Origin of the sequence: Microbispora siamensis (assembly GCF_016863095.1) — a bacterium.
In the GTDB taxonomy this organism is placed as follows: Bacteria; Actinomycetota; Actinomycetes; order Streptosporangiales; family Streptosporangiaceae; genus Microbispora; species Microbispora siamensis.
This window is the reverse complement of record NZ_BOOF01000056.1, coordinates 42,830-62,995: the sequence shown is the minus strand read 5'-3', so window position 1 is coordinate 62,995 and position 20,166 is coordinate 42,830. Positions and strand designations below refer to the sequence as shown.

20 protein-coding genes and 3 pseudogenes are annotated in these 20,166 nt (G+C 69.4%); 7 read left to right on the top strand and 16 right to left on the bottom strand.

Annotated features, from left to right (window positions below; translation table 11 throughout):
- From Msi02_RS36950 to Msi02_RS36940, 3 genes and pseudogenes are all read right to left on the bottom strand, one after another.
- Positions 1-277 (bottom strand): annotated as a pseudogene (locus Msi02_RS36950) (hypothetical protein); the annotation flags it as partial.
- 479 nt (positions 278-756) lie between these two features.
- On the bottom strand, positions 757-1,782 hold the full coding sequence (locus Msi02_RS36945) for a LacI family DNA-binding transcriptional regulator (protein WP_079317956.1): 1,026 nt from the start codon (positions 1,780-1,782) through the stop codon (positions 757-759).
- A gap of 272 nt (positions 1,783-2,054) precedes the next feature.
- Positions 2,055-3,821: an RICIN domain-containing protein gene (locus tag Msi02_RS36940; protein ID WP_204052438.1), complete on the bottom strand. Its 1,767-nt coding sequence runs from the start codon at positions 3,819-3,821 to the stop codon at positions 2,055-2,057.
- A 476-nt stretch (positions 3,822-4,297) separates the two neighbouring features.
- On the opposite strand from Msi02_RS36940, the gene Msi02_RS36935 reads away from it, so the two are divergent.
- A complete protein-coding gene (locus Msi02_RS36935) occupies positions 4,298-5,149 on the top strand; it encodes a class I SAM-dependent methyltransferase (protein ID WP_204052437.1) in 852 nt (283 codons plus the stop codon).
- Here Msi02_RS36935 and Msi02_RS44670 read toward each other — a convergent pair.
- The 6 genes and pseudogenes from Msi02_RS44670 to Msi02_RS36905 all read right to left on the bottom strand — a co-directional run bounded on the left by Msi02_RS44670 (position 5,071) and on the right by Msi02_RS36905 (position 8,287).
- Positions 5,071-5,730: an MFS transporter gene (locus Msi02_RS44670; protein ID WP_204052436.1), complete on the bottom strand. Its 660-nt coding sequence runs from the start codon at positions 5,728-5,730 to the stop codon at positions 5,071-5,073. The two genes, Msi02_RS36935 and Msi02_RS44670, sit on opposite strands and share 79 nt — an antisense overlap.
- Before the next feature lie 200 nt (positions 5,731-5,930).
- Complete coding sequence (locus tag Msi02_RS36925) at positions 5,931-6,263, bottom strand: thioredoxin family protein (RefSeq protein WP_204052435.1); 333 nt, start codon at positions 6,261-6,263, stop codon at positions 5,931-5,933.
- Between the two features lie 59 nt (positions 6,264-6,322).
- Positions 6,323-6,583: a hypothetical protein gene (locus Msi02_RS36920; RefSeq protein WP_204052434.1), complete on the bottom strand. Its 261-nt coding sequence runs from the start codon at positions 6,581-6,583 to the stop codon at positions 6,323-6,325.
- Positions 6,584-6,639: 56 nt separating this feature from the next.
- Positions 6,640-6,699: pseudogene (locus Msi02_RS44665) on the bottom strand (hypothetical protein); the annotation flags it as partial.
- A 277-nt stretch (positions 6,700-6,976) separates the two neighbouring features.
- On the bottom strand, positions 6,977-7,438 hold the full coding sequence (locus Msi02_RS36910) for a VOC family protein (protein ID WP_239109096.1): 462 nt from the start codon (positions 7,436-7,438) through the stop codon (positions 6,977-6,979).
- Between the two features lie 60 nt (positions 7,439-7,498).
- Complete coding sequence (locus Msi02_RS36905) at positions 7,499-8,287, bottom strand: helix-turn-helix domain-containing protein (RefSeq protein WP_239109095.1); 789 nt, start codon at positions 8,285-8,287, stop codon at positions 7,499-7,501.
- A 98-nt stretch (positions 8,288-8,385) separates the two neighbouring features.
- Between Msi02_RS36905 and Msi02_RS36900 the strand changes: the two genes are divergently transcribed.
- Together Msi02_RS36900 and Msi02_RS36895 are read left to right on the top strand one after the other, a co-directional pair.
- Positions 8,386-8,733, top strand: a complete 348-nt coding sequence (locus Msi02_RS36900) for a helix-turn-helix domain-containing protein (protein WP_204052433.1) — start codon at positions 8,386-8,388, stop codon at positions 8,731-8,733.
- 196 nt (positions 8,734-8,929) lie between these two features.
- Positions 8,930-9,316, top strand: a complete 387-nt coding sequence (locus Msi02_RS36895; protein ID WP_204052432.1) for a site-specific integrase — start codon at positions 8,930-8,932, stop codon at positions 9,314-9,316.
- A gap of 36 nt (positions 9,317-9,352) precedes the next feature.
- On the opposite strand, the gene Msi02_RS36890 is transcribed toward Msi02_RS36895, so the two are convergent.
- Positions 9,353-10,441 carry an SMI1/KNR4 family protein gene (locus tag Msi02_RS36890; RefSeq protein WP_204052431.1) on the bottom strand — a complete coding sequence of 363 codons (1,089 nt, stop codon included), beginning with the start codon at positions 10,439-10,441 and terminating at the stop codon, positions 9,353-9,355.
- 543 nt (positions 10,442-10,984) lie between these two features.
- Between Msi02_RS36890 and Msi02_RS36885 the strand changes: the two genes are divergently transcribed.
- Together Msi02_RS36885 and Msi02_RS36880 are read left to right on the top strand one after the other, a co-directional pair.
- Positions 10,985-12,136: an ISAs1 family transposase gene (locus Msi02_RS36885; RefSeq protein ID WP_204052430.1), complete on the top strand. Its 1,152-nt coding sequence runs from the start codon at positions 10,985-10,987 to the stop codon at positions 12,134-12,136.
- A 45-nt stretch (positions 12,137-12,181) separates the two neighbouring features.
- Positions 12,182-13,042: an alpha/beta fold hydrolase gene (locus Msi02_RS36880; protein WP_204052429.1), complete on the top strand. Its 861-nt coding sequence runs from the start codon at positions 12,182-12,184 to the stop codon at positions 13,040-13,042.
- Positions 13,043-13,077: 35 nt separating this feature from the next.
- Here the strand turns inward: Msi02_RS36880 and Msi02_RS43640 are convergent, their stop codons facing one another.
- The 3 genes and pseudogenes from Msi02_RS43640 to Msi02_RS36870 form a co-directional block, all read right to left on the bottom strand.
- Positions 13,078-13,356: a hypothetical protein gene (locus tag Msi02_RS43640; protein ID WP_373308338.1), complete on the bottom strand. Its 279-nt coding sequence runs from the start codon at positions 13,354-13,356 to the stop codon at positions 13,078-13,080.
- A 43-nt stretch (positions 13,357-13,399) separates the two neighbouring features.
- A pseudogene (locus Msi02_RS44660) lies at positions 13,400-13,807 on the bottom strand (MFS transporter); the annotation flags it as partial.
- Positions 13,808-14,026: 219 nt separating this feature from the next.
- The gene (locus tag Msi02_RS36870) at positions 14,027-14,944 is read right to left on the bottom strand and encodes an NADP-dependent oxidoreductase (RefSeq protein WP_204052427.1); all 918 of its coding nucleotides are present in this window, start codon (positions 14,942-14,944) and stop codon (positions 14,027-14,029) included.
- Positions 14,945-15,092: 148 nt separating this feature from the next.
- Between Msi02_RS36870 and Msi02_RS36865 the strand changes: the two genes are divergently transcribed.
- Positions 15,093-15,962 (top strand): helix-turn-helix transcriptional regulator, encoded by an 870-nt coding sequence (locus Msi02_RS36865; RefSeq protein ID WP_239109093.1) that lies wholly within the window; start codon positions 15,093-15,095, stop codon positions 15,960-15,962.
- A gap of 45 nt (positions 15,963-16,007) precedes the next feature.
- Here Msi02_RS36865 and Msi02_RS36860 read toward each other — a convergent pair whose 3' ends face one another.
- A complete protein-coding gene (locus tag Msi02_RS36860) occupies positions 16,008-17,222 on the bottom strand; it encodes an MFS transporter (protein WP_204052426.1) in 1,215 nt (404 codons plus the stop codon).
- A gap of 72 nt (positions 17,223-17,294) precedes the next feature.
- Between Msi02_RS36860 and Msi02_RS36855 the strand changes: the two genes are divergently transcribed.
- Positions 17,295-18,266: a GlxA family transcriptional regulator gene (locus Msi02_RS36855; RefSeq protein WP_204052425.1), complete on the top strand. Its 972-nt coding sequence runs from the start codon at positions 17,295-17,297 to the stop codon at positions 18,264-18,266.
- Between the two features lie 17 nt (positions 18,267-18,283).
- On the opposite strand, the gene Msi02_RS36850 is transcribed toward Msi02_RS36855, so the two are convergent.
- Both Msi02_RS36850 and ybiA read right to left on the bottom strand, forming a co-directional pair.
- A complete protein-coding gene (locus Msi02_RS36850; protein WP_204052424.1) occupies positions 18,284-19,138 on the bottom strand; it encodes a hypothetical protein in 855 nt (284 codons plus the stop codon).
- Between the two features lie 96 nt (positions 19,139-19,234).
- Entirely contained in the window at positions 19,235-19,816 is a 582-nt protein-coding gene (gene ybiA / locus Msi02_RS36845) for a riboflavin biosynthesis intermediates N-glycosidase (protein WP_204052423.1), read from the bottom strand.
- Positions 19,817-20,166: the final 350 nt, after the last annotated feature.

Sequence of the window (20,166 nt, the reverse complement as noted above, 5' to 3'; positions counted from 1 at the left end):
GACCCGCCGCCAGGCGCTGCCACAACCCGATCCGGTAACCGCCCGGCACCTGCGTCCCTTCGGTGATCGAATCGCCCAGCGGCATCACCCGTACACCGCCGTTCGACTCCGCGAAGGCGGCGCCCGTGCCTATCAGCGTGCCCGTCACGGCCACGACCACGGCCAGCAGCGCCGCGGTCGACCATCGTCTCCACGTACGCACGGTCGACCCTCCATCCGAGCCGGCTGCGAGGGTGACTCCGGCGCTGACCAGGCGCAGGAGGCGTGCGATCTTCATACATACTCCTGGGGGGTGCGTGACGACCTTGGTTCTGTTAGCGCTAACATCGGTGCCTACAGGGCGAGCCCTCTCTCTGCTGACGTAGGTGGTGGTGCGGCGGAGCAAATACGACGCACCCATCCCGCGTCAAGGCTCCCGCCATCCTCCGGCCGGCCCCCGGGTCTGCCGGTGCGCCTCATCTGCTGCGACGAGGGCGGGGCCCGATCCCTGCGGGATTCGGGAGATGAAAATTTCACTCCACCGGTCTGGTGGCGATGAGTTCTCGGTGAAGTAGACGAAACTTCACGCCGAAGAATCCGCGAGAAACGCCAGTTGGATGGCCGGAGCCGCTGTGAGGATCTTGGAAACGATCTGCCTCGGCCTTGACATGTTTCGTGCCGGCTTCCAAGCCGACTGCCCGGAGGGGTCGTCTCCGCCGAGGCCGAGGCCGAGGCCGCCGGCGGGCGGCCGGGCGTGCCGCGGGTGTCGCGACGCCGTCAGGAACGGTGATCCCGGGGGCGCGCGGGTCCGGTCGTGCCGCGCAGGGAGATGGGCGGCGCGACCAGGAGATGGCCGTGCGGGGTGGCGGGGTCGGCGATGAGCCGGATGAGCATCTCGACGGCGCGGGCGCCGAGCTCGTCCGCGGGGACGTCGGCGGCGGTGAGCGGAGGGTGCAGGTTCTCCGCCCAGTGGCGCGCGCAGACGCCGGCGATGGAGAAGTCGCGGGGCACGACCAGGCCCGCCTGGGCGAGCGCGTGGTACATCCCGGGAGTGGCGGCCTCGTTGATGGTGGCGATCGCGGTCAGGCCGGGGTGCTCGTCGAGGAGCCGCTCGACGCAGGACACCCCCGATTGGGCGTCGTCGGCGCAGCACGTCTGCACGCCGTCGAGACCACGCTCGGTCATCGCGCGCGTGAAACCGGCCTGGGCGCGGTGGCCGGGGCCGTACCCGGCCGCCACCAGCTCCTCCGAGCGGTTGACCAGGGCGATGCGGCGATGGCCGAGGTCGGCCAGGTGATGCACACAGTTGGCGATCAGCTTCTCGTAGTCGATGTCCACCCAGGACATCTCCTCGGCGCGGCTGGTGCGGCCGATTCCGACGAAAGGCAGCCCGGCCTGCCGCAGGCGGGTGACCCGGTCGTCCTCCAGCCGTATCTCCATGACGATGACGCCGTCCACGCGTCTGCCGCCGACCACGCGCTCGAACGACCGGTCGTGCTCGCCCCCGGACGGTGACAGCAGGACGTCCAGGTCGGCGCGTGCGGCGGCGTCGACGACGCTGGCCACGAAGCCGAGTTGCATGTCGGTCAGGCGCCGGCTGGCGGGAGGGATGACCAGGCCGATGGTGTGGGTCCTGCCCTCCTTGAGCGCCTTGGCGGCGGCGTTGGGCCGGTAGCCCAGTTCGTCGATGACCGCTTGGATGCGCCGACGCGTCTCCTCGGACACGGGGCGCTTGCCGCTGAGGGCGTACGAGACGGTGCTGCGCGCCACACCCGACCGCTTGGCGATCTCCCCGATATTCACCGGCGCTCCTCACCTGATCCGACCGATATGCACATCGTAAGTCGAATCGAGCGCATGGAACGACGACCGCGACCTACGCGACGTTCCGCTCGACCCCGTTGACGTGCAGGGTCTGTGGATTCACGGTCTTTCGAACCGATTCGAAGCCGAGAGCGGACGATCGCGCCTCGTCAAGGGATCTCGTGTGGGCCCGCAGGGCCGGACGCCGGCCGGGCGTGTGGTGCACGTCCGGCCGGCGTGGCGGTCATGGGGGAAACGTACCGGTCACCGGGTCAGCTTCGGGTCCACTTCTGGCTGGTCGTGCCGGTGCAGGACCACAGTTGCACCTTCGTGCCGTTCGAGGTGCCGAAGTTGCTCGCCTCCAGGCACAGGCCGGACTGCACGCCGGTGACGGTGCCGTCGGCGTTGACGTTCCACTGCTGGTTGGCTTGGCCGTTGCAGTCCCAGATGATCGCTCTCGTGCCGTTCGCGGTTCCGGCGGCCTCTGCGTCCAGGCACTTGTTGCCGTACACCTGCAGTTGCCGCGAGGAGGTGTACGTCCACTGCTGGTTGGTCTGGCCGTTGCAGTCCCACAGTTGGAGCTGCGTGCCGTTCGTCTGCGACAGGTTCGGCACGTCGAGGCAGCGGCCGGCGTTGACGTTGCGCAACGCCGACGTCGACCCGCCACCGCTCGACGGCGGCAGGAGTGTGACGGTGAACGTGTCGTCGACGGCGGTGTGCGGAAGGTTGACGGTGGTGCCGTTGCCGGACAGGGTCACGACGGTGTTCTGGACGGTGACCGGTCCCTGCACCGCGCCGCCGCCGTTGTAGGGGATGCGCTCGACGAGAACGCGGACCTGGTTGTTCTCCACGACACCGCTGGTGGTGTCCAGACGCCGGAGGTTGACGGCGATGTTGCCAGTGGTGCGGCCGCCCCCGACGAGGACCTTCGCGTTCCCGCTCGCCTTGGTGGCGAAGGCGTCGTAGTTGGTGCTGGGGGTGACGGAGGCGATCTGTCCGGTCTGTGAGCCGTAGAAGCGGTAGACCCACCACTCGCCCTTCGGCGAGTACTGGCCGGAGGAGTTGTGGGTGAGGAGGTTGGCCAGGTCGTTGTGGAGGTTGCCGCCGCTGGCCCAGTTGGCGCGCAGGCCGTCGGCGCCGGCCCGCTCCAGCCGGGCGATGTACCAGGCGCCGTCGGCCGGGTTCTGCTCGTTGGAGGCGCCGTATTCGTTGATCTGGTACGGACGCGGGTGCGGGATGCCGCGGGAGTTGAGGCTGGTGTCGGCCGTCGCGACGTTGGCCACCGGGTCGCCGGGCAGCGAGTGCCAGCTGACGATGTCGGGGACGACGTTGTTGGCCTTGACGTAGTCGAGGTACTGCGTCCACCAGCCGCCCGTGGACGGTACGCAGGCGCAGCTGGGGCCCACGATCAGATGGGAGGGGAAGGCGGCGCGGATGCGCTGGTAGGCGCGTTTCCACATCTCGAAGTACTGCGACTGGGGGCGGTTCCAGAACAGGGTGATGTTGGGCTCGTTCCAGATGTCCCACTGGACCGGTGCACCGGTGGCCCGCACGTCGTCGATGAGGCGGGTGAGGAAGTTGTCGTAGTCGGTCCAGTCGCCGTTGTCGCCGGGGAAGCGGGAGATCGGGTAGCCGTCGGCGCCCCACAGGTCGTGGACGAGCAGGACGAACTGGCCGCCCAGCGACCGGGTGCGCAGCAGTTGGGCGCGGGTGGCGTTCCACCGGCGGTCGTACTTGCCGGACACCCAGCCGCCGGGGCTGTCGAGCTGGGCACCGCCGGCCCGCATGTACCGGAACTTCACGTCCGTGAAGTAGTTGTCCGGGGGCGCGGCCGCGTTCTCGGTCATGCCGTAGATCCACCCCGACGCCCGGTAGGCCGGGGAACCTCCCGCGACCGAGAAGTCGACCGTGATGGACTCGTCGGCGGCCTGGGCCGGCGCGGCGGTCGCGACGACGGACGCGACGACGAGGGCCGCGGCGGAGAAGAGGGCGGCCAGACCGCGTCGGCGACTACGCCGCCGACTCAAGGTGATGTTCACTCGTGACTCCTTCGACGAAAGGGGGGTGGGGATCGCAGGACGAGCCGTGGCCTTGTCCTGGACCTGTGGTGTCGCCGTCTGGCGGTCGGGTGAAGCGAAAGGGCGGTCTCAACGCAGGCGACGCGATCGAATCGATTCGCAGACAGGTTAGATTTGCGCGGGAAGGCATGTCAATCACATGTGTCCGGTTCGTGAATCGCGTATGTCCGGACACCTGAATCCATGCAGGTTCTGTGTACCAGGGCGTCTGACTTCCAGCTCATGGTTCACCTCGAATCGATTCGCAACAGGTTCTTTCCCGAACACCCTTGGACGCACGGGCGTCCGTCTCCGGTGAACCTTGCGTCGGAGCGTGTCGATACCTATCGTGGCGATGTATCGAGCCGATACATTGAACGGCACAGCGCATGGGTCGCGTTTGGCGGCCATCCGCGAGGACTGCGCACCTGGCGGCGACCCGGGCGAAAGGGGGTGCGATGAGGCGGACCGACTACGACACGGAGCAATACCAGGACTACGCGCGCGGCCGTGCGCTCACCGAGCAGCAGCTGCAGGCATGGATCAGCGCGTTCGGAGCGCTCCTGCCCGAGCGGCGTCCCCTGGCCGGGTTGGACGTCGGCTCGGGGACCGGCAGGTTCACCCCGGCGCTGGCGCGAGCGTTCGGGCCGGTGACCGGCGTCGAACCGTCTGTCCGCATGCGCGAGAAAGCGCAGGCGCAGTCCCGGCATCCCGGCGTGCGATATCTGGCAGGCTCCGCCGAGGACATTCCGGTGGCGTCCGGCAGCGCCGACTACGCGGTGATTTTGCAGGTTTGGCACCACGTTCAGGACAAGCCCCGGGCAGCCCGGGAGCTGGCCAGGGTGCTCAGGCCCGCCGGGCGACTGCTGCTGCGCTCCGGGTTCAGCGATCACATGCCCAGGATCTGGTGGCTGGACTACTTCCCGCGCGGCTTCGAGGTGGACGCCTCGATGTTCCAGCCGCTGCACGAGGTCATCGAGACGTTCACGTCGGCCGGCTGGCGCGTCGCCGGCTTCGGCACGGTCACCGAGCCGTCCTCCGGCACACGCGGTGAGATGCTCGAACGGCTGCGCCTGCGCACCCATTCGGTCTTCGCCCACTTCACTCCCGACGAACTGGAGGCCGGTTTCCGCCGCCTGGAGCAGGCCGTTGCCGCGGATCCCGGCGCGCCGGCGCCTGCGGAACCCGCCCTCCTGCTCACGCTCGAACGGCGCTATCCTGCCGGGACGGGTTACCGCACGCGAGGCTTCTCGGAGGCGGCGGCCGTCGCACGTCGCGGGGATAGGAGTGCCTGCCGTGGAGCAGGATGATCGCGTTCGCCATCAGGGGCGCAAGCATGATCAGAAAGGTGTACTGCAGGCCCCGCGCGCTCGTGGCGCCGCCCGAGCCGAGGACGTCGGCCAGGAATCCGAAGGTCACGGGGGCGACGGCCTCCGCACCCATGCGAAGGAACGTACGCATGCTTTCCGCGCGGCCCATCGACGCCGCGGTCCCGCAAGGCGAAGTGCACCGCATCGCTCCGGCTCGGTGGCGTCCCGGCATCCCGCTCCGCGTCCGGAGGGTGCCCGTCCGGACGCAGCCGTCCCTGACCGCCGCGCGCCGGCTCGGGAAGCTTACGCGTGATCACGATCACGAGGAGGATCCCGAACAGCGCGAGCAGGTAGAACGCGGCACGCCATGACAGCAGGTGCGGCAGGTTGCCGCCCACCAGCAGGCCGAATCCGACGCCGAGCATCTCTCCGCTGAGGATGAACCCGTAGACACGGGCGCGTTCACCCGGCGGGAAGAAGTCGCCGATGAGGGAGCTGAGCGCAATGCTAATTATGTGAGGTTCCGAATGGCCGGTTGCACCTGCAAGGACTGGATTCCGACATGCCTGTGCACGACCCATGGGCAGTCATCGCCTGGAGCGAGCCGTCGAGCGGTTCGAGCACGGCGCGCAACGTGGAGGTGGTCCACCGGTCCTTCCCGCTCGGCAGCGGCTTCCCCGAGGGCGCTACCTCCACCGTCCGTGACGCTCTGCAAAGTCGGTACGGCATGGGCGGCGGTCAGACCGAAACCTCGGAGGCTGAGCTTGCCGGGCCCGGCGGTTCAGATGCCGAACCCCTCAAGTTCGGCGAGCAACTCGGTCTTGGTGAGCGACCCGGTCAGCCGCTTCTTCTCCACCCCGCAAATGAACACGATCAGTGTCGGCAGGGCCATGATCTCGAACCGGCCCGCCAACTCTGGCGCGTGGTCCAACTGCATCATGTCCACCCGCAGCCGGCCCGCCTGCTCGGCCGCAACCTCCTCCAGCACCGGGGCCAGCGCCTTGCACGGGCCGCACCCGCTCGCCCAGAAGTCCACCAGGAACGGCCGCGTTCCCGCGCTCATCAGCTCGCCGTCGAAGTCGGCCATCGTCAGGGCGATGGATGTGGCGCTCATGGCATTCCTCCTGCTTGTCCCTCCCGATGGGGGATCTTCGTTGGCCTTCGGTACGCCGGTCACTCATCGCCACCCCGCAGAGCTGTACCGAGGATGTGGAAGGAGACCAGGGTGCGCGCGGGCGGAAACAGGAAGCGGTCCAGGCGGTCGATGCGGAATCCGGCCTGCTGGAGTTCGGCCTCGGCGTCGCGGCCGAGGTGACAGCCGTCGACCATGAGCGGCCAGATGGTGGCGTCCAGCACGTCCTGCAGCCGGGCCAGGCCGGGCGTGTCAGCGCGTATGTGCTCCAGAAATCGGAGCTGCCCGCCCGGCTTGAGCACGCGTGCGCCTCGGCCAGCGCCGCACCGACGTCGGGTAGCGAGCACAGCACCATGCACCTCACCACCGCGTCCGCGCTGTGATCGGCCGCGGGCAGGTGCTCGGCGACGCCGGGCACCACCTCCACGGGGCCGCCGTCTCGGCGGCGGCCTGCGCCTGCCGCCTTGCTGCCCGCATCAGATTCGCTGAGCCACGGGCCTGCCGACCGGCTCGGCACATCTGATGCATCCCAGGTAGGCGCGTCGCACCCGGCATCACTTCTCTTGAGTCAGGACACTCGCACTCACCGCCCCGCAGGCAGCGCCATGATCGGCTGGTCGGACCGCCGACCTCCCCGAGTACCGTCGCGATGCGCTGCCGTGCCAGCCTGGGGAGGCCGGCGTCGAGGAGCCGGCTCAGCGGAGCTGGCCCGTGATGATCCACAGGTGGCCGAACGGGTCACGGATGCGGCCCGAGCGCTTGCCGTAGGGCCGGTTCTCGATCGGCACGACCACCTCGGCGCCGTGGGTGACCATGCGTTCGCCGACCGCATCCGGATCGTCGACCTCGACCTCGAGCAGGACCGCAGATCCGCCGAGATCATCGGGTGACAGCCACCCCCACGCTGAGACGGCCGGCGAGACCCGGAAGGACGACTCGCCGATGCGATGATCTACGACGCTGGGCCGGCCATCGTCGCTGCGGGGAGCGCTGAACACCTGCTCAGCGCCCAGGGCGACCTGGTAGAACGCCGACGCACGGTCCGGGTCGGGCACGATGAGACGGGGAGAAAGACGAATATCAGGCGTCATGAACCCATCGTCGAGTCGGACGGGGACAGAGGTCTTGAAGATTTGGGAACGCCGGGAACGCCTCATGCCTCCGCCGTCACCTGACGCATCCCATGGCCTGGTGGCCCGTCGCGGGCTGACGGAACCCTACGCGATCAGGCCTTCGGCGCGTAGCCACTCGGTCGGCGTGCACGCGGCCATGGCCCGCCATTCCCGGGTGAAGTGCGCCTGGTCGGCGAATCCCGACGCCGCAGCTACTGCCGCCAGGCTGACCGTCCCGGCACGGGCGGCGGCCACGAGTGCGCCACGTGCGGCCTCGAACCGCAGGAGTCGCTGGTACTCCTTCGGCGTCACCCCCAGCTCCGCCCGGACGGTACCGCTCAGGCGACGCCGGGAGCATCCCAGAAGCCGAGCCGCCTCCTGCACCCGGGCGGTCCCGGACAGTGCCGCCAGTATGCCCCGCAGTTCCTGGCCGCCGGTGCTCTCCCAGTGCCGGGTCCGTCCGGCGATCAGGGCGCCTTCGACAAGGGCCCGGCGTTGCGGCCAGGACCGGCAGGCTGCCAGCTGCTCCGGCAGGTGCGCCATCGCCGGGGCCACGTCGGCCAGATCGGCGACCTGCCCGGACAGCGCCGACGCCGGGACCCCCAGTAGCGCGCCGGCGCCCTGCGGGCTGAGTTTCAGCCACACGCCGCGCGTGCCGCCCTCCTGCCTCAGCTCGGCTGTGTCCAGGTGAAGCCCTGCGACGACAGCGCGGAACCGGCCTGAGCCGGGCCGCCCGAGCCACGCGATCTCCAACGAGTCCGCCTCCGGGATCGTGATCGACACCGTGGACGAGGGCAGCCCGCGATGAACGCCGACCGAGCCCGGGCCGAGCTCGTAGGCGCTCAGTGTCACCACGAACGGCGCCAGAGCCGCGGACCTCTGATGAGCAGGCACGATGGTCACCCTTTCACCCTATGGCGGCCCGGCGATGCGACCGACGTCTCCGCCCCGCTACGGTCGCACGCCCGCCTGGTGCGGCTTCCCACGCCCTCATGTCCGAGCGCACCATGGACGGTCTGGCCGCCGCCCGCGCCCGCGGCCGCACCGGCGGGCAGAAACCCAAACTCGGCCCCCGCCAAGTCGCCCTCGCCCGGGAGATGTACGACTCCGGCGACTACACCGTCCAGCAGATCGCAGACGAATTCGGCGTCACCCGCCCCACCATCTACCGCCACCTCGACAAGGAGGGAAGCCACTTCAGCACCGGGAAGGCTGGCGGGCGAGAAACCGATTCGCCGCATCAGTGCCTCGGGCCTGGTCGCAGTCGAGCAGCGCCAGGTGGCTCACATCGCTACTCGTCCGTTCCCGCCTTCCCCGCCGCCTTGATCGCCTCAGCCTGAACCGGCGCCGCCTCTGCTTGGCCCCTTCGATGTGGACGGAGCTGGTCCGATACCAATCTCATCCTGGTGGTCGGCTGGTGGATGATGGCCCGCCGCTCCGAGCTCGTCGCGCTCAACGACGTCGACCTGCGCTTCGTCAAGGAAGGGATCGAGGTCTACGTCGCCAGCTCGAAGACCGACCAGGAGGCGCGGCACGGTGTGCCCGCTGCCGTACGGGCAGTGGGCCGACACCTGCCCCGTCCGCGTCACCCAGCAATGGCTCGACGTCCTCACCTCGCGCGGCGCCCGGGCGGCGGTCCTTCGCGGCGTCGACCGCAACGGCCACTTCCGTGACCGGCTCACCGCCCAGTCCATCGACCTGCGTGTCAAGGCGGCCGCCGAGGCCGCCGGCCTGGACAACCCGGACAGCTACTCCGCCCACTCGCTTCGCGCCGGCGGCACGTCGGCCGCGGCCGACGCCGGACGCTCCATGCTGGCCATCGCCCGGCACGGCCGCTGGGTCGAGACCTCACCCGTCGTCCACGGCTACGTCCGGGCAGCCGACATGTGGCGCGACAACCCTATGCGCGGGCTCGGGGTGTGATTTCTGACGGCTGCACTTTCGGCGTGCCAGCCATCACTACATCACGTAGCTTGAAGTCGCCCTGCCCGTTCGTCTCTCCGCCAGAGCACGAAGATTGGAAGGCCTGAAGTCTTCTGCGAAGGATCCTTTCAACCATTCGGTCAGCCATTCGGCTAGGGTCATGTTCTGCGGCGTCAACGCAGAACGGTCTACTCTGATCCCCTCTTCTGGACCGAGTCGATCTGGCCGTAGGTAGGGACCCATGGGATCCCATATCCACATCGGGCCTGCAGGATCACGACAATCCACGAGCGACCAGATCGCGGTCCCCCAATTGTGTAGCCAAACCAAGCCGGGAGGGACATAAGGATCCGGGCGAGCATTCCATATTTCATGGTAAAGGGTAATCACTCTGCTGCGATAGGCACCTCCCATGGGAACGCCCAAGATGCCGCAGCCCGGGCCAAATCCACCATTGGCCACCTCTAGGTACAGTCGGCGGAGCAATGGGGGCAGAGGAGAGCCTATTGTTCGTTCCGCCTCGATGACCGCCGATGCAGATGCGGGTGGCGGCAAGTCAGGCAGCTCCGAAATCGCCGCGATGATTTCATCATCCGCCAGACACTCCGGCGGACAGTATTCCAGCTCATCGGGGCATGCGTCGAATGAGGCTCGGCGTCTGGAAATGGCAATAAGATTCGAGGTTTGGAAAGCCTTCTCCAGGTTGCCGCTGAGTGACTCTGCGAGCCATTCGGCCAGGGTCATGTTCTGAGGAGTCAGTGGCGACTCATCTTCGCCGATATTGGGATCCCATATCCACATCGGGCCGGCCGGATCCCGTAGATCCAAAACCGACCAGATCCCGCAACCCCAGTCGAACAGCCACAACATGCCGGGCCAATCCTCATCATAGGAGTCGAGAATGTCGGCCACTTCGAAATGGTGTTCGTACTCGCTCCCAGCCACTCCCAGCACTCCGTCGCGTGGTCCGAAGCCTCCATTAGCGGCCTCGATATACAGGCGACGAAGCAACGGAGGAAGTGAGTACCCGATAACCCTCTCCACCTCATTGATCACGTCCGGCGATACGGGAGGGAGGAGACCAGGGATCGCGCGGATCGCCTCGATAAGTTCATCCTCAGTCATACGGGGTATTCTTGAGCATCCCACACGTCGACCGCTACTCCGCGCACGGCCTGCGCGGCGGCGGGGGCCACGGACGCCGGCGCGACCATGTCGGAACACACTCACGCCCTGGCCGCCCGGACAAAATGGGAGAACGCCGAAGCCCTGATTATCCAGACCGCTACGGGGAATCGCTGCATCTCGCCGGCCAGCGTTTCACCCTCGCTAATCCAGCGGTGTAGCTCTTTTCTCAAACACGTACTCAGAACGTGTTTGAGAAGGGCTACTTTGCTGGATGAGCAAGGGTGAAACGCTGCTGGCGGGCTGCGGCGCTTCCTCGGGTGAGGCGGCGTGCCATGCCACTTATCGCGGCCCAGCGGATCATGGCCTCGGCGGTGGAGGCAGGGCTCGAGCGTTCTCGGCTGGTGAGACGGGGGCACCCCTGGGACGGGCGGGTGGTTGAGGGCGCCCCGGTGCGGAGATGACAAACGCGACCCCTCATGATCGTCGGTGTCGTCGATCAAGAACAGAGGCCGCGTTCGCGTGCCATCATCCCCGATCGACGTGCTCTTTCGCCACTTGGAGCACGTCACCGTCTCCGATCCGCTGTCCGACCTGCCCGCCCTGGCCGAGGTGCTGGATGCAGTACCGGACCCTCGCAGCCGCCGCGGGCGCCGCTACCGACTGGGCCCGCTACTCGCATTAGCCCTGCTCGCCGTACTCGGCGGAGCGACTTCCCTGGCGAAGATCACCCGGTTCATCGCCGGATACGATCCCCGGCTGCGCGCCCGGATCGGTCTGCCGGCCACCGTACGGCTGGCCGCCTCCACCCTGGGACGGCTGCTGGCCCGACTGGACGGCGACGACTTCGACGCCGCGACCTGCGCCTACCTGTCCAGGCTGGCCGCCGCACCACCAGCGACCGGCACGACCGGCACAACGGCGCTACTCGGCCTGGCCGTGGACGGCAAAACCCTGCGCGGCAGCCGCACCGGCAACGGCACCACCCACCTACTGGCCGCCACCCGCCACGACACCCAGACGGTGATAGCTCAAACCCAGGTCGCAGCCAAAAGCAACGAAATCCCCGCGTTCACGCCCCTGCTGTCCGGGCTCGACCTCACCAGCGTGGTCATCACCGCCGACGCCCTGCACACCCAACACGAGCACGCCCGCCAGATCATCGCGGCCGGAGGGCACTTCGTGTTCATCGTCAAGGGCAACCAGCCCACGCTGCTGCGCCAGCTCAAGGCTCTGCCGTGGCGCGAGGCCATCCTCAACGACCGCACCGACGAGACCGGGCACGGACGCCGTGAGATCCGCCGCATGAAGATCTGCACCGTCCGCCCGGGCCTGCCCTTCCCTCACGCCGCCCAGGCCATCCAGGTCAAACGACGCCGCACCAACAACGCCACCGGGAAGACCACCATCGTCACCATCACCAGCCTGCACCCCGGCCAGATCACCCATGCCCACCTCGCCGGACTGATCCGCGGCCACTGGAGCATCGAAGCCCTGCACCACATTCGCGACGTCACCTACCGCGAAGACGCCTGCAAGATGAGGACCGGTGCCGCACCCCGGATCATGGCAAGCCTCCGCAATCTCGCCATCGGCCTGGCCCGCCTGGTCGGCTGGACCAACATCGCCGCCGCCACCGACCACTACCGCAGCCACCCCACGGATGCACTTCAGCTACTCGGCCTCACAAACTGAGAACGCTTCAGCCCTGGGCTCTTCAGTCCGGCAGTATCAGTCGGTATGCGCCGCTTTTACTCTTGGGACGGAACCGAGCTCAGCTATCGGATGGTCGGCTCCGGCCCCCCGCTGGTGTGCATCCCCGGCGGTCCCGGACAGGCCGCAGAGTACCTGGGGGAGCTGGGCGGCCTCAGCTCGTACCGCACGCTGATCCTGCTGGATAATCGGGGCACGGGCGCCTCCGATGCGCCAGCCGATCCGGCCACTTATCGCGTCGACCGGTTGGTGGAGGACGTCGAGGCGCTCCGCGTGCACCTCGGGCTGGAGCGCATAGACCTGTTCGGGCACTCGGCGAGCGGCGGAGTGTGCCTGCTGTACGCCGACCGGTACCCGCAACGGCTGGAGCGCCTGGTGCTGATCGCACCGTCACTGCGGGTGGTCGGCCTCAGATCGGATCTCGGCGTCGAGGAGGTGCTAGCGAGGCGCTCATACGAGCCGTGGTACGCCGAGGCAGTGGCGGCGCTGCGAGCCGAGGCGCGCACGCCGCAGGAATTGGAGCGGTATCGGTGGCTGTCGGCGCCGCTGCTATACAGGCGGTGGAATGCCGCCGCCCAGGCGCAGGCGTCGGCTGAGCCGGCGCAGTTCGCGCGACCGGCGACCGAAGGGTTCTACAACGGCTTCGAGCCTGACCCCGACCTCACCGGGCGGCTGGCCGAACTGCGGGCCCCGATACTGCTCGTGGTGGGCGAGTACGACATCTGGCCAACCAGCGCCGCCATGCGCGAGCTGGCCTCGCTGCTCGGTGACGTCGAGCTGTTGGTGCAGCCCGCGGTGGGGCATTTCCCCTGGGTGGACGACCCACAGGCGTTCGCGGCCTCGGTGGAACGGTTCCTCACCCGTGAGCGCGAGACGCCCTACATGTAAAGACACCCACGATCACCAGGGGTCGCGCTTGTCGTTCATAAGGCGAAATCAGCGCCTGGGACCTCGCCACGCCGCCCTGCCATCTCATGACCTGAGAACGCAACGGCCCTGGCGGTGGAGGGATGGCGTTCGTAGTCGCGCGCCAGGCGGCGATGGTTGGTCAGCCAGGCCAGCGACCGTTCGACGACCCAGCGCCGTTCGATCACCGCGAACCCGATCTGTCCCGGCGCTTTGCGGACGATGTGCAGCACGGTACGCAGGACCCGTTGAGTCCAGTCCACCAGCATCCCGGCGAAGCCGGCGTCGGCGAACACGTACCGGACCGCGTGACCAGGTACATGGCCGGCTCGTGGGCCCGGCCGTGGCCGATACGGCGCCGAGCGCCAGCCGCGACAGCAGGAGCCACTGGTACGAATCCGCCAGGCCGCCGGCCAGCATCGCCAGCACCCACAGCACGACGCTGGCGGCCAGGAGCCTGACCCGTCGTACCCGATCGGTCAGCATACCCACGGGGATGACGGCCAAGGCGGCCGAGGCCGACGACACCGCGGTCAGGGAACCGAGTTCGGTATTGGTGATGCCCAGACTCTCCTTGAGTTCCACCGCCACCGCTCCCACGGTTCCCTTGTCCGCCGCGTCGAGCGCCAGCACGCAGGCGAGGACGGCGATGATCTGGAAGCGCGCCGGGCCTCCCACGGCAGCGGTCACCCACCGCACGGCCCAGTCGACCGCCGCACGCACCAAACCCCCTGGTTTCGCGGACATGCTGCTCCATCACCGGGTCGCGGGAACGCGGACAGGCGCAGGCGGGTCAATCGGAGTGAGACAGGAGCTGACAGGATCACCTCGCCTCTCTTCGTCCACTCCCGGCCTGGACGAGGCGTCGCACCAGTGCGGGAGACTCCGGTCGCAACCTTTGCCGACGTTTGGAGCGACATCGAGGAAGTCGGGTACACGGAGTTCACCGCGCCCTGCCCTCCCCGGTCAGGGACGGAGCACGATCTTGCCGTGCGTGTGCCCGCGTTCCAGCTCGCGGAACGCGTCCCGCACCCGCTCCAGTGGGTAGACGCGGGCGATCGGCACCTCGAGTTCCCCGCGCGCGGCGAGCCGGGCCAGCTCGCCGAGCACGACCGCGCACGCCGCCGTGCCTTCCCCGTAGGTCCGGGCGCCGACCTTGGCCGCGGTCTGCCAGTCGCGGATCGTGTTGATCCGCTCGGGCCGTACGCCCAGCTCCACCGCCAGGTCCACGTAGCCGTCGCCGAAGGTGTCGATGAAGGCGTCGACGTTCCCGCCGGAGGCCTGCCGGATCCGCTCGGCCACCCCCTCCCCGTACTCGACCGGGACGACACCGCGATCCTTCAACCAGGCGTGGTTCGGCTCGCTCGCCAGCCCGATGACCGTGGCCCCGCGCCGCCGTGCGAGCTGTACGGCAAGGGACCCGACGCCGCCCGCCGCACCGGACACGACGACCGTGTCGGCCGGTCCGGGGTCGACCGCGAACACGGTGGCGTAAGCGGTCGTGCCGGCCACGTACAACGACCCGGCCACGTCCCAGGACAGCCCCTCCGGACGCGGGGTCAGCTGCACGTCGTCCACCACGACATACTCCGCGTGGCTCGCCCTGTTGTGGGTGAAGCCGAGGACCTCGTCGCCCACCGCGACGCCACGCACCTGCGGACCGGCCTCCACCACGACGCCGGCCAGATCGCTGCCCTGCCCGGAGGGGAACGTCGCCGGCCAGCGGTCGTGCCGTGCGCCCTCCCGGATCATCACCTCGCCGGGCTGGATTCCGGCCGCGCGGATCTCGACCAGCACCTGCCCGGGGCCGGGCACCGGGCGCTCCACCTCCTCCACCCGCAGCACATCGATCCCGCCGTACTCGTGGAACCGCACGGCCTTCATGCGTGATCACCGCTCTTCCTCGTTCGGATCGGCCTTGGACGGCCACACGGCGACTATGCCTCCGCCGTCGACGGCTCAGGAACGGAGCGGTGTCCCTAGGATCGACGGTCCCAGGATGTGGTTGACGAACGGTGATATCACTGCCGATATGGGGATGCACCGCGACGACCTCGCCGATTTCCTGCGCCGGTCACGAGAACGGCTGACTCCACGGGACGTCGGCCTGGTCGAGGGGCCGAGGCGGCGTACGCCGGGACTGCGCCGCGAGGAGGTCGCGGCGCTCGCCGGGATGTCGGCCGACTATTACATGCGGCTGGAGCAGGCCAGGAGCCCGCAGCCCTCGGTTCAGGTGCTGGCCGCGCTGACGCGCGCGCTGCGGCTGACCATGGACGAGCGGGACCACCTGTACCTGCTCGCCGGGCACCGCCCGCCGGAGGGGGCGCGGGCCGGGGAGTACCTGCGGCCGAGCATGCTGTACCTCCTCGACCGGCTGGACAGCGTCCCGGTCCAGGTCCTGAGCGATCTGGGCGACCTGCTGGCGCAGAACGACATGGCGCAGGCGCTGTTCGGGTGCGTGTGCACGGTGGCCCGGGAGGACCGCAACATCGTGCTGCGCTGGTTCACCGAGCCGGACGTCCGCGGCCGCTTCGCGGCCGAGGAGCACGAGGAGCACGCCCGGCAGTTGGTCGCCGACCTGCGTGCCGCGGTGGCCCGCCGGGGGGACGACGCGGCATCCCGCACACTCGTCACGCGGCTCCGCGGGGCCAGCCCCGAGTTCGCGGCGCTGTGGGACCGGCACGAGGTCGCGGTGCGCAGGTCACACCCGTACCGGCTCGTGCATCCCGAGCTCGGCAGGATCGAGTTCGACTGCGAGGTGCTGGCGACGCCCGCGGCGGACCAGCGACTGCGGGTCTTCACCCCGCCGCCCGGCGGCACCGACGCGCTGGACATGCTGCGCGTGCTCGGCCCGCAGCACCGGCACGACACCGCCGCGACGGGCGCCTCGCCGAGATCATGATCGGCGCTCCGGCCGGGCGACCGGAGTTCGCGGAACGGGCGACCTTCACACCGGCTGAGAGAGCGTGGCCGGCCGAGACCGAGACGACCGGCCTCCGGCCTTCTGCGGTTCCCGGCCCAGCCGCCTGACCGGCCTGATCGACAGCAGCGCCGCCACCACGCCGGCCGTCACCAGGGCCGATCCCAGCATGAAGGCGCGCGGTTCGACCAGCACGGTGACCGGACCGGCCAGCGCCTGCCCGACCGCCATGCCCGCGACCGACCCGGCCACCTGGTAGGCGTTGACCCGGTTCACCACGTCCGGCGCGATCTGCGTCTGCACGCTGGTCGACCACATCACCGACCAGAACGCCAGCGCGCATCCTCCGAGCAGGTGCCCGGCCATCAGCTGCGGCAGCGGCAGTCCGAGCGCGACCGTCAGCGGCACCGCCACGTACCCGCTCAGCGCCACCGCCCCGGCCGCCAGCGGCCTGCGCGGCCTGAGCCTGATCGCCACCAGGCCGCCCAGCACGGTGCCGAGGCCGAGCGCCGCCATCACCCAGCCGTAGTCGGTCCCGATGACCTGCGACGACAGCGGCACGTACGGCCCGACCACCAGAACGCCCCAGAACACCCAGACGAGGATGACCGACCACATCCAGCTCCTGGCCGTGAACTCCTCCCAGCCCCTGCGCAGGTCGCTCAGCACGTCGGAGGGCTCCGGCCTGGGTACGGTGACCCGGACCAGCAGCAGGCACACCCCACTGACCAGGAACGTCGCGGCGTCCACCGTGTAGACGAAGACCGGCCCGGCGACGACGATGAGGACTCCGGCCAGTGCGGGACCCGCCAGCTGGGTGAGCGCCTCGGCGATCTTCAGCGTCGCGTTGGCCCGCTGCGGATCTGCGGCGACCAGGGGGACCATGCCGTTGACGCCCGGTTCGAACATCCCGGCGGCCGTGCCCGACAGGAAGGCCATCACCAGCAGCAGGGCGTACGGCGGAGCACCACCCAGGAAGGCGACGGCCACGACCCCCTGGGTGACGACCCTGACCACGTCCGCGCCGATCATCAAGCGCCGGGCGCCGATCCGGTCGGCGACGACCCCGCCGAACACCATGACCAGCACGGCCGACGCGGTCCAGAGCGCGAGCACGTAGCCGACGCCCGCGATTCCATAGACTTTACCGATCGCCAGCGCCGAGGCGACGGGCATCATGGCGTCACCGGACAGCGAGATCGTGCGGGCCCCGAAGTAGAGGGTGAAGTTCCTCGTCCACATGAGCCCCAATTCTGGAATTTTGCAGATCAGAGCACCGGTGTCCCGAATGACATCATTAGGTACATTTGCGCCATGCCCCTGGATTGCCCGGAAACGCCTCCGACGCCCCTCAACCCGCATCGCGTGGTCGCCTTGGTGGCCCCGAACCAGGAGCTCTACCCGGTCACCTCCGCCTCGGCGGTCTTCGGCTACCACGGCCCCGACATCCCCCAGCACTACAGCTTCAGCCTGTGCGCCGAACACCCCGGCTCCCTCCCCACCACACTCGGCGTCCCCATCCAGGTGGACAGTGGTCTCGAAGCCCTCGACGACGCCGACACCGTGGTCATCGCGAGCTGGACCCTCACCCCCTCACCCGCCGTACTCCACGCGGTGGCCCACGCCCATGCCCGGGGCGCCCGCATCGTCGCCGTCTGCGCCGGAATCTTCATCCCCGCCGCCCTGGGCCTCCTGGACGGCCGCCGCGCCTCCGTCCACTGGGAACTGTCCGGCGAACTCGCCGCCCGCCACCCGCGCGTCATCCCCGACGACACGGTCATCTACGTCGATCACGGCGACGTCGCCACCGCCGGAGCCTCGGCCGCCACCCTCGACCTCTGCCTTCACCAGGTCCTTCAGGAGTACGGCGCGGCCCACGCCATGCGCATCGGCCGTCAGCTCGCCGCCGGTCCGCACCGCGAGGGCTGCCAGCGCCAGTACCCTCCGCTTCCCACCGCCGGCCCGATGCCGGACTCCCTGGCCCCCCTGCTCGAATGGCTCCTCTCGCGCCTGTCCGAGCAGGTGACCGTCAAGGACATGGCCGCCTACTCGGGCGTCTCCCCGCGCACCCTCACCCGCCAGTTCGCCGAGCAACTCGGCGTCCCACCCGCCCGCTGGCTGCTGGAACGCCGCCTGGCCGCCACCCGCGCCCTGCTGGAGGAGACCGACCTGCCCGTCGAGACCATCGCCACCCGCGTCGGCCTCTCCTCGGCGGTCAACCTCCGCCGCCGCTTCCACACCGCTCTGCGCACCACCCCGGCCGCCTACCGCCGTTCCTTCCGCTGAACTGAGCCGAGGGTCTGTCACGAGCCCACAGGCGTGAGTACGCCTGCGAGGACCACCAGGCCCTTCCCGTACTTCTCGTCGATCTCACGCTGTAACTCCGGTGTGGCGGCCCAGACCCCGATTTCGACATGGCCCGCCCGCTCGTCCACCGAGGCCGATTGAGCGCCCTTGATCTCCTTCATCGCCCGGTCCTGGAGTGCCCGAAGCTCCGCCTCCGCGCGCTCAGCGCGGCTCAGACACAGCGCGCCACCCCACACCTCGCGGATCAGGGGCTCGCGGGCGGCCGGGTCGCCGGTGAACATCAGGTTCAGCACGAGTCGCCTGGGATCGTTGGCGTACCGCTCGACGTATCGGCGGTCTTGGGGATCGTAGCCGTCGATCTCGTCCAGGTAGCTCTGGTCCAGCCAGCTGCCCGCGTACCCGGGGAGCTTGCGGGCCCTGACGAGCGCCGCCTCCATCGACCTCTCGGTGGCCTTCGCGGGGTCGACCGGGCGCCAGCCGCGCACGGGCTTCGGGCACGGTGTGGTGAAGCGGGATCGGTCGTCTGGCGCGTCGCCGGGCCGGGCAGGGCGCGGGGGCTCGGTGAGCGTCAGACTCTTCCCGTCCCAGGTGCCGACCACGTGGTACTCGCCCCAGCGCACACCGTTCCGGGTGGAGTGCTTCACCGCGTTCCAGTCCCACCCGATGATGTCGGGGCCGCCGCACTGAGGCGGCAGGGACTGAGCGACGAACGCACAGAGCTGGGGCCCGTGCTGCGGGTTGGACAGGACGGTCAGGTCGGCCTGGTACAGCGTCGGAGACGCGGTCGTGGCCGGGCCCGTCCCGCAGGCGGCGAGCGTCACCAGTACGGCGAGGAGCCAGATGCCTCTCATGCCCCTGAGACGGGCGGAAACGCTCAGTGGTTCACGGTGTTCCTGCCGGACGAGCGGCCCCTGCGGCACGTGGTTGACGGCTCCAGCTGGTGATCGTTACGACGACTCGGTCCGCAGGGCGTCGCGGGCCTCCATCAGGGCGAAGCCGAGCAGGTTGAGGCCCTGCCAGGTCGCGGGGGAGGCGGCGCGTTCGTCGTCGGCGGTCAGGCCGATGCCCCAGATCCGGTCGAGGGGGCTGGCCTCGACCAGGACCCGGCCGGCGGTCGCGAGCAGGTAGTGGCGCAGCTCGGGGTTCTGGCCGAACTTGGCGATGCTGCCGCGGACCACAATGCCGAACCGGTGGGCGTTCCAGAGCTGCTCGTCGAAGCCGCGTACGGCCCGGCCGAGCTTCTTGGCCTCGCCGGGGTGACCGGCGGCGAGGATCTGCTCGGCGGCCCGGGTGTCGCCGAACAGCCAGGCCTTGTGCGCCATCATGTAGTGCTCGGCGGAGGCGAAGGTGTGGCCGTCCTCCGTGAAGGTGACCGGCCACCACTGCGACAGGCAGCCGGGACCGACGCCGCCGTCCCGGGCGGGCCGGTGGCCCCAGAAGTACAGGTAGCGAAGAGCGCGGCCGGCCTGCTCCGCGGCGACCGCCTCGTCCACGCTGCGTGGCAGCACGATTTGCTCGGACACGCCCACACCGTGCCACAGGCGCTCTCACCCACGCATCCGGTTATGCCGTCGTCCTCGACGATGGCGCGTGCGGCCAGGATCTGGTCCCGCTCCGACACCCTGCGCTCGCCCACGCGTACGGGGAAGCCGGCCCGGCAGCTGCGCACCGCCGGCTGCAGGCCTCGCGGGTGCTGGTCGCCGCCGGTGTCCGGGCCACCTCGACAGGCGGTGGCGCATGGTCGAAGGCGCCGTGCGCCTCTTCGGCCCGGCCGCGACATCCAGCGCAACCTGGTCGCGCGGTCCCTGGGGCTGCCTCGGTGAGCACGTGTCGCCCCGGTGACCACGTGCCGCGTCCGACGGATGAGCCGGTCCCCGGC

Excerpts from the sequence above, each read along its gene's own strand:
- Msi02_RS36935 (WP_204052437.1), top strand. The coding sequence starts at position 4,298 with ATGAGGCGGACCGACTACGACACGGAGCAATACCAGGACTACGCGCGC.
- Msi02_RS44670 (WP_204052436.1), bottom strand. The coding sequence starts at position 5,730 with ATGGGTCGTGCACAGGCATGTCGGAATCCAGTCCTTGCAGGTGCAACC.
- Msi02_RS36925 (WP_204052435.1), bottom strand. The coding sequence starts at position 6,263 with ATGAGCGCCACATCCATCGCCCTGACGATGGCCGACTTCGACGGCGAG.
- Msi02_RS36910 (WP_239109096.1), bottom strand. The coding sequence starts at position 7,438 with ATGAGGCGTTCCCGGCGTTCCCAAATCTTCAAGACCTCTGTCCCCGTC.
- Msi02_RS36900 (WP_204052433.1), top strand. The coding sequence starts at position 8,386 with ATGTCCGAGCGCACCATGGACGGTCTGGCCGCCGCCCGCGCCCGCGGC.
- Msi02_RS36890 (WP_204052431.1), bottom strand. The coding sequence starts at position 10,441 with ATGACTGAGGATGAACTTATCGAGGCGATCCGCGCGATCCCTGGTCTC.
- Msi02_RS36880 (WP_204052429.1), top strand. The coding sequence starts at position 12,182 with ATGCGCCGCTTTTACTCTTGGGACGGAACCGAGCTCAGCTATCGGATG.
- Msi02_RS36870 (WP_204052427.1), bottom strand. The coding sequence starts at position 14,944 with ATGAAGGCCGTGCGGTTCCACGAGTACGGCGGGATCGATGTGCTGCGG.
- Msi02_RS36865 (WP_239109093.1), top strand. The coding sequence starts at position 15,093 with ATGGGGATGCACCGCGACGACCTCGCCGATTTCCTGCGCCGGTCACGA.
- Msi02_RS36860 (WP_204052426.1), bottom strand. The coding sequence starts at position 17,222 with ATGTGGACGAGGAACTTCACCCTCTACTTCGGGGCCCGCACGATCTCG.
- Msi02_RS36855 (WP_204052425.1), top strand. The coding sequence starts at position 17,295 with ATGCCCCTGGATTGCCCGGAAACGCCTCCGACGCCCCTCAACCCGCAT.
- Msi02_RS36850 (WP_204052424.1), bottom strand. The coding sequence starts at position 19,138 with ATGAGAGGCATCTGGCTCCTCGCCGTACTGGTGACGCTCGCCGCCTGC.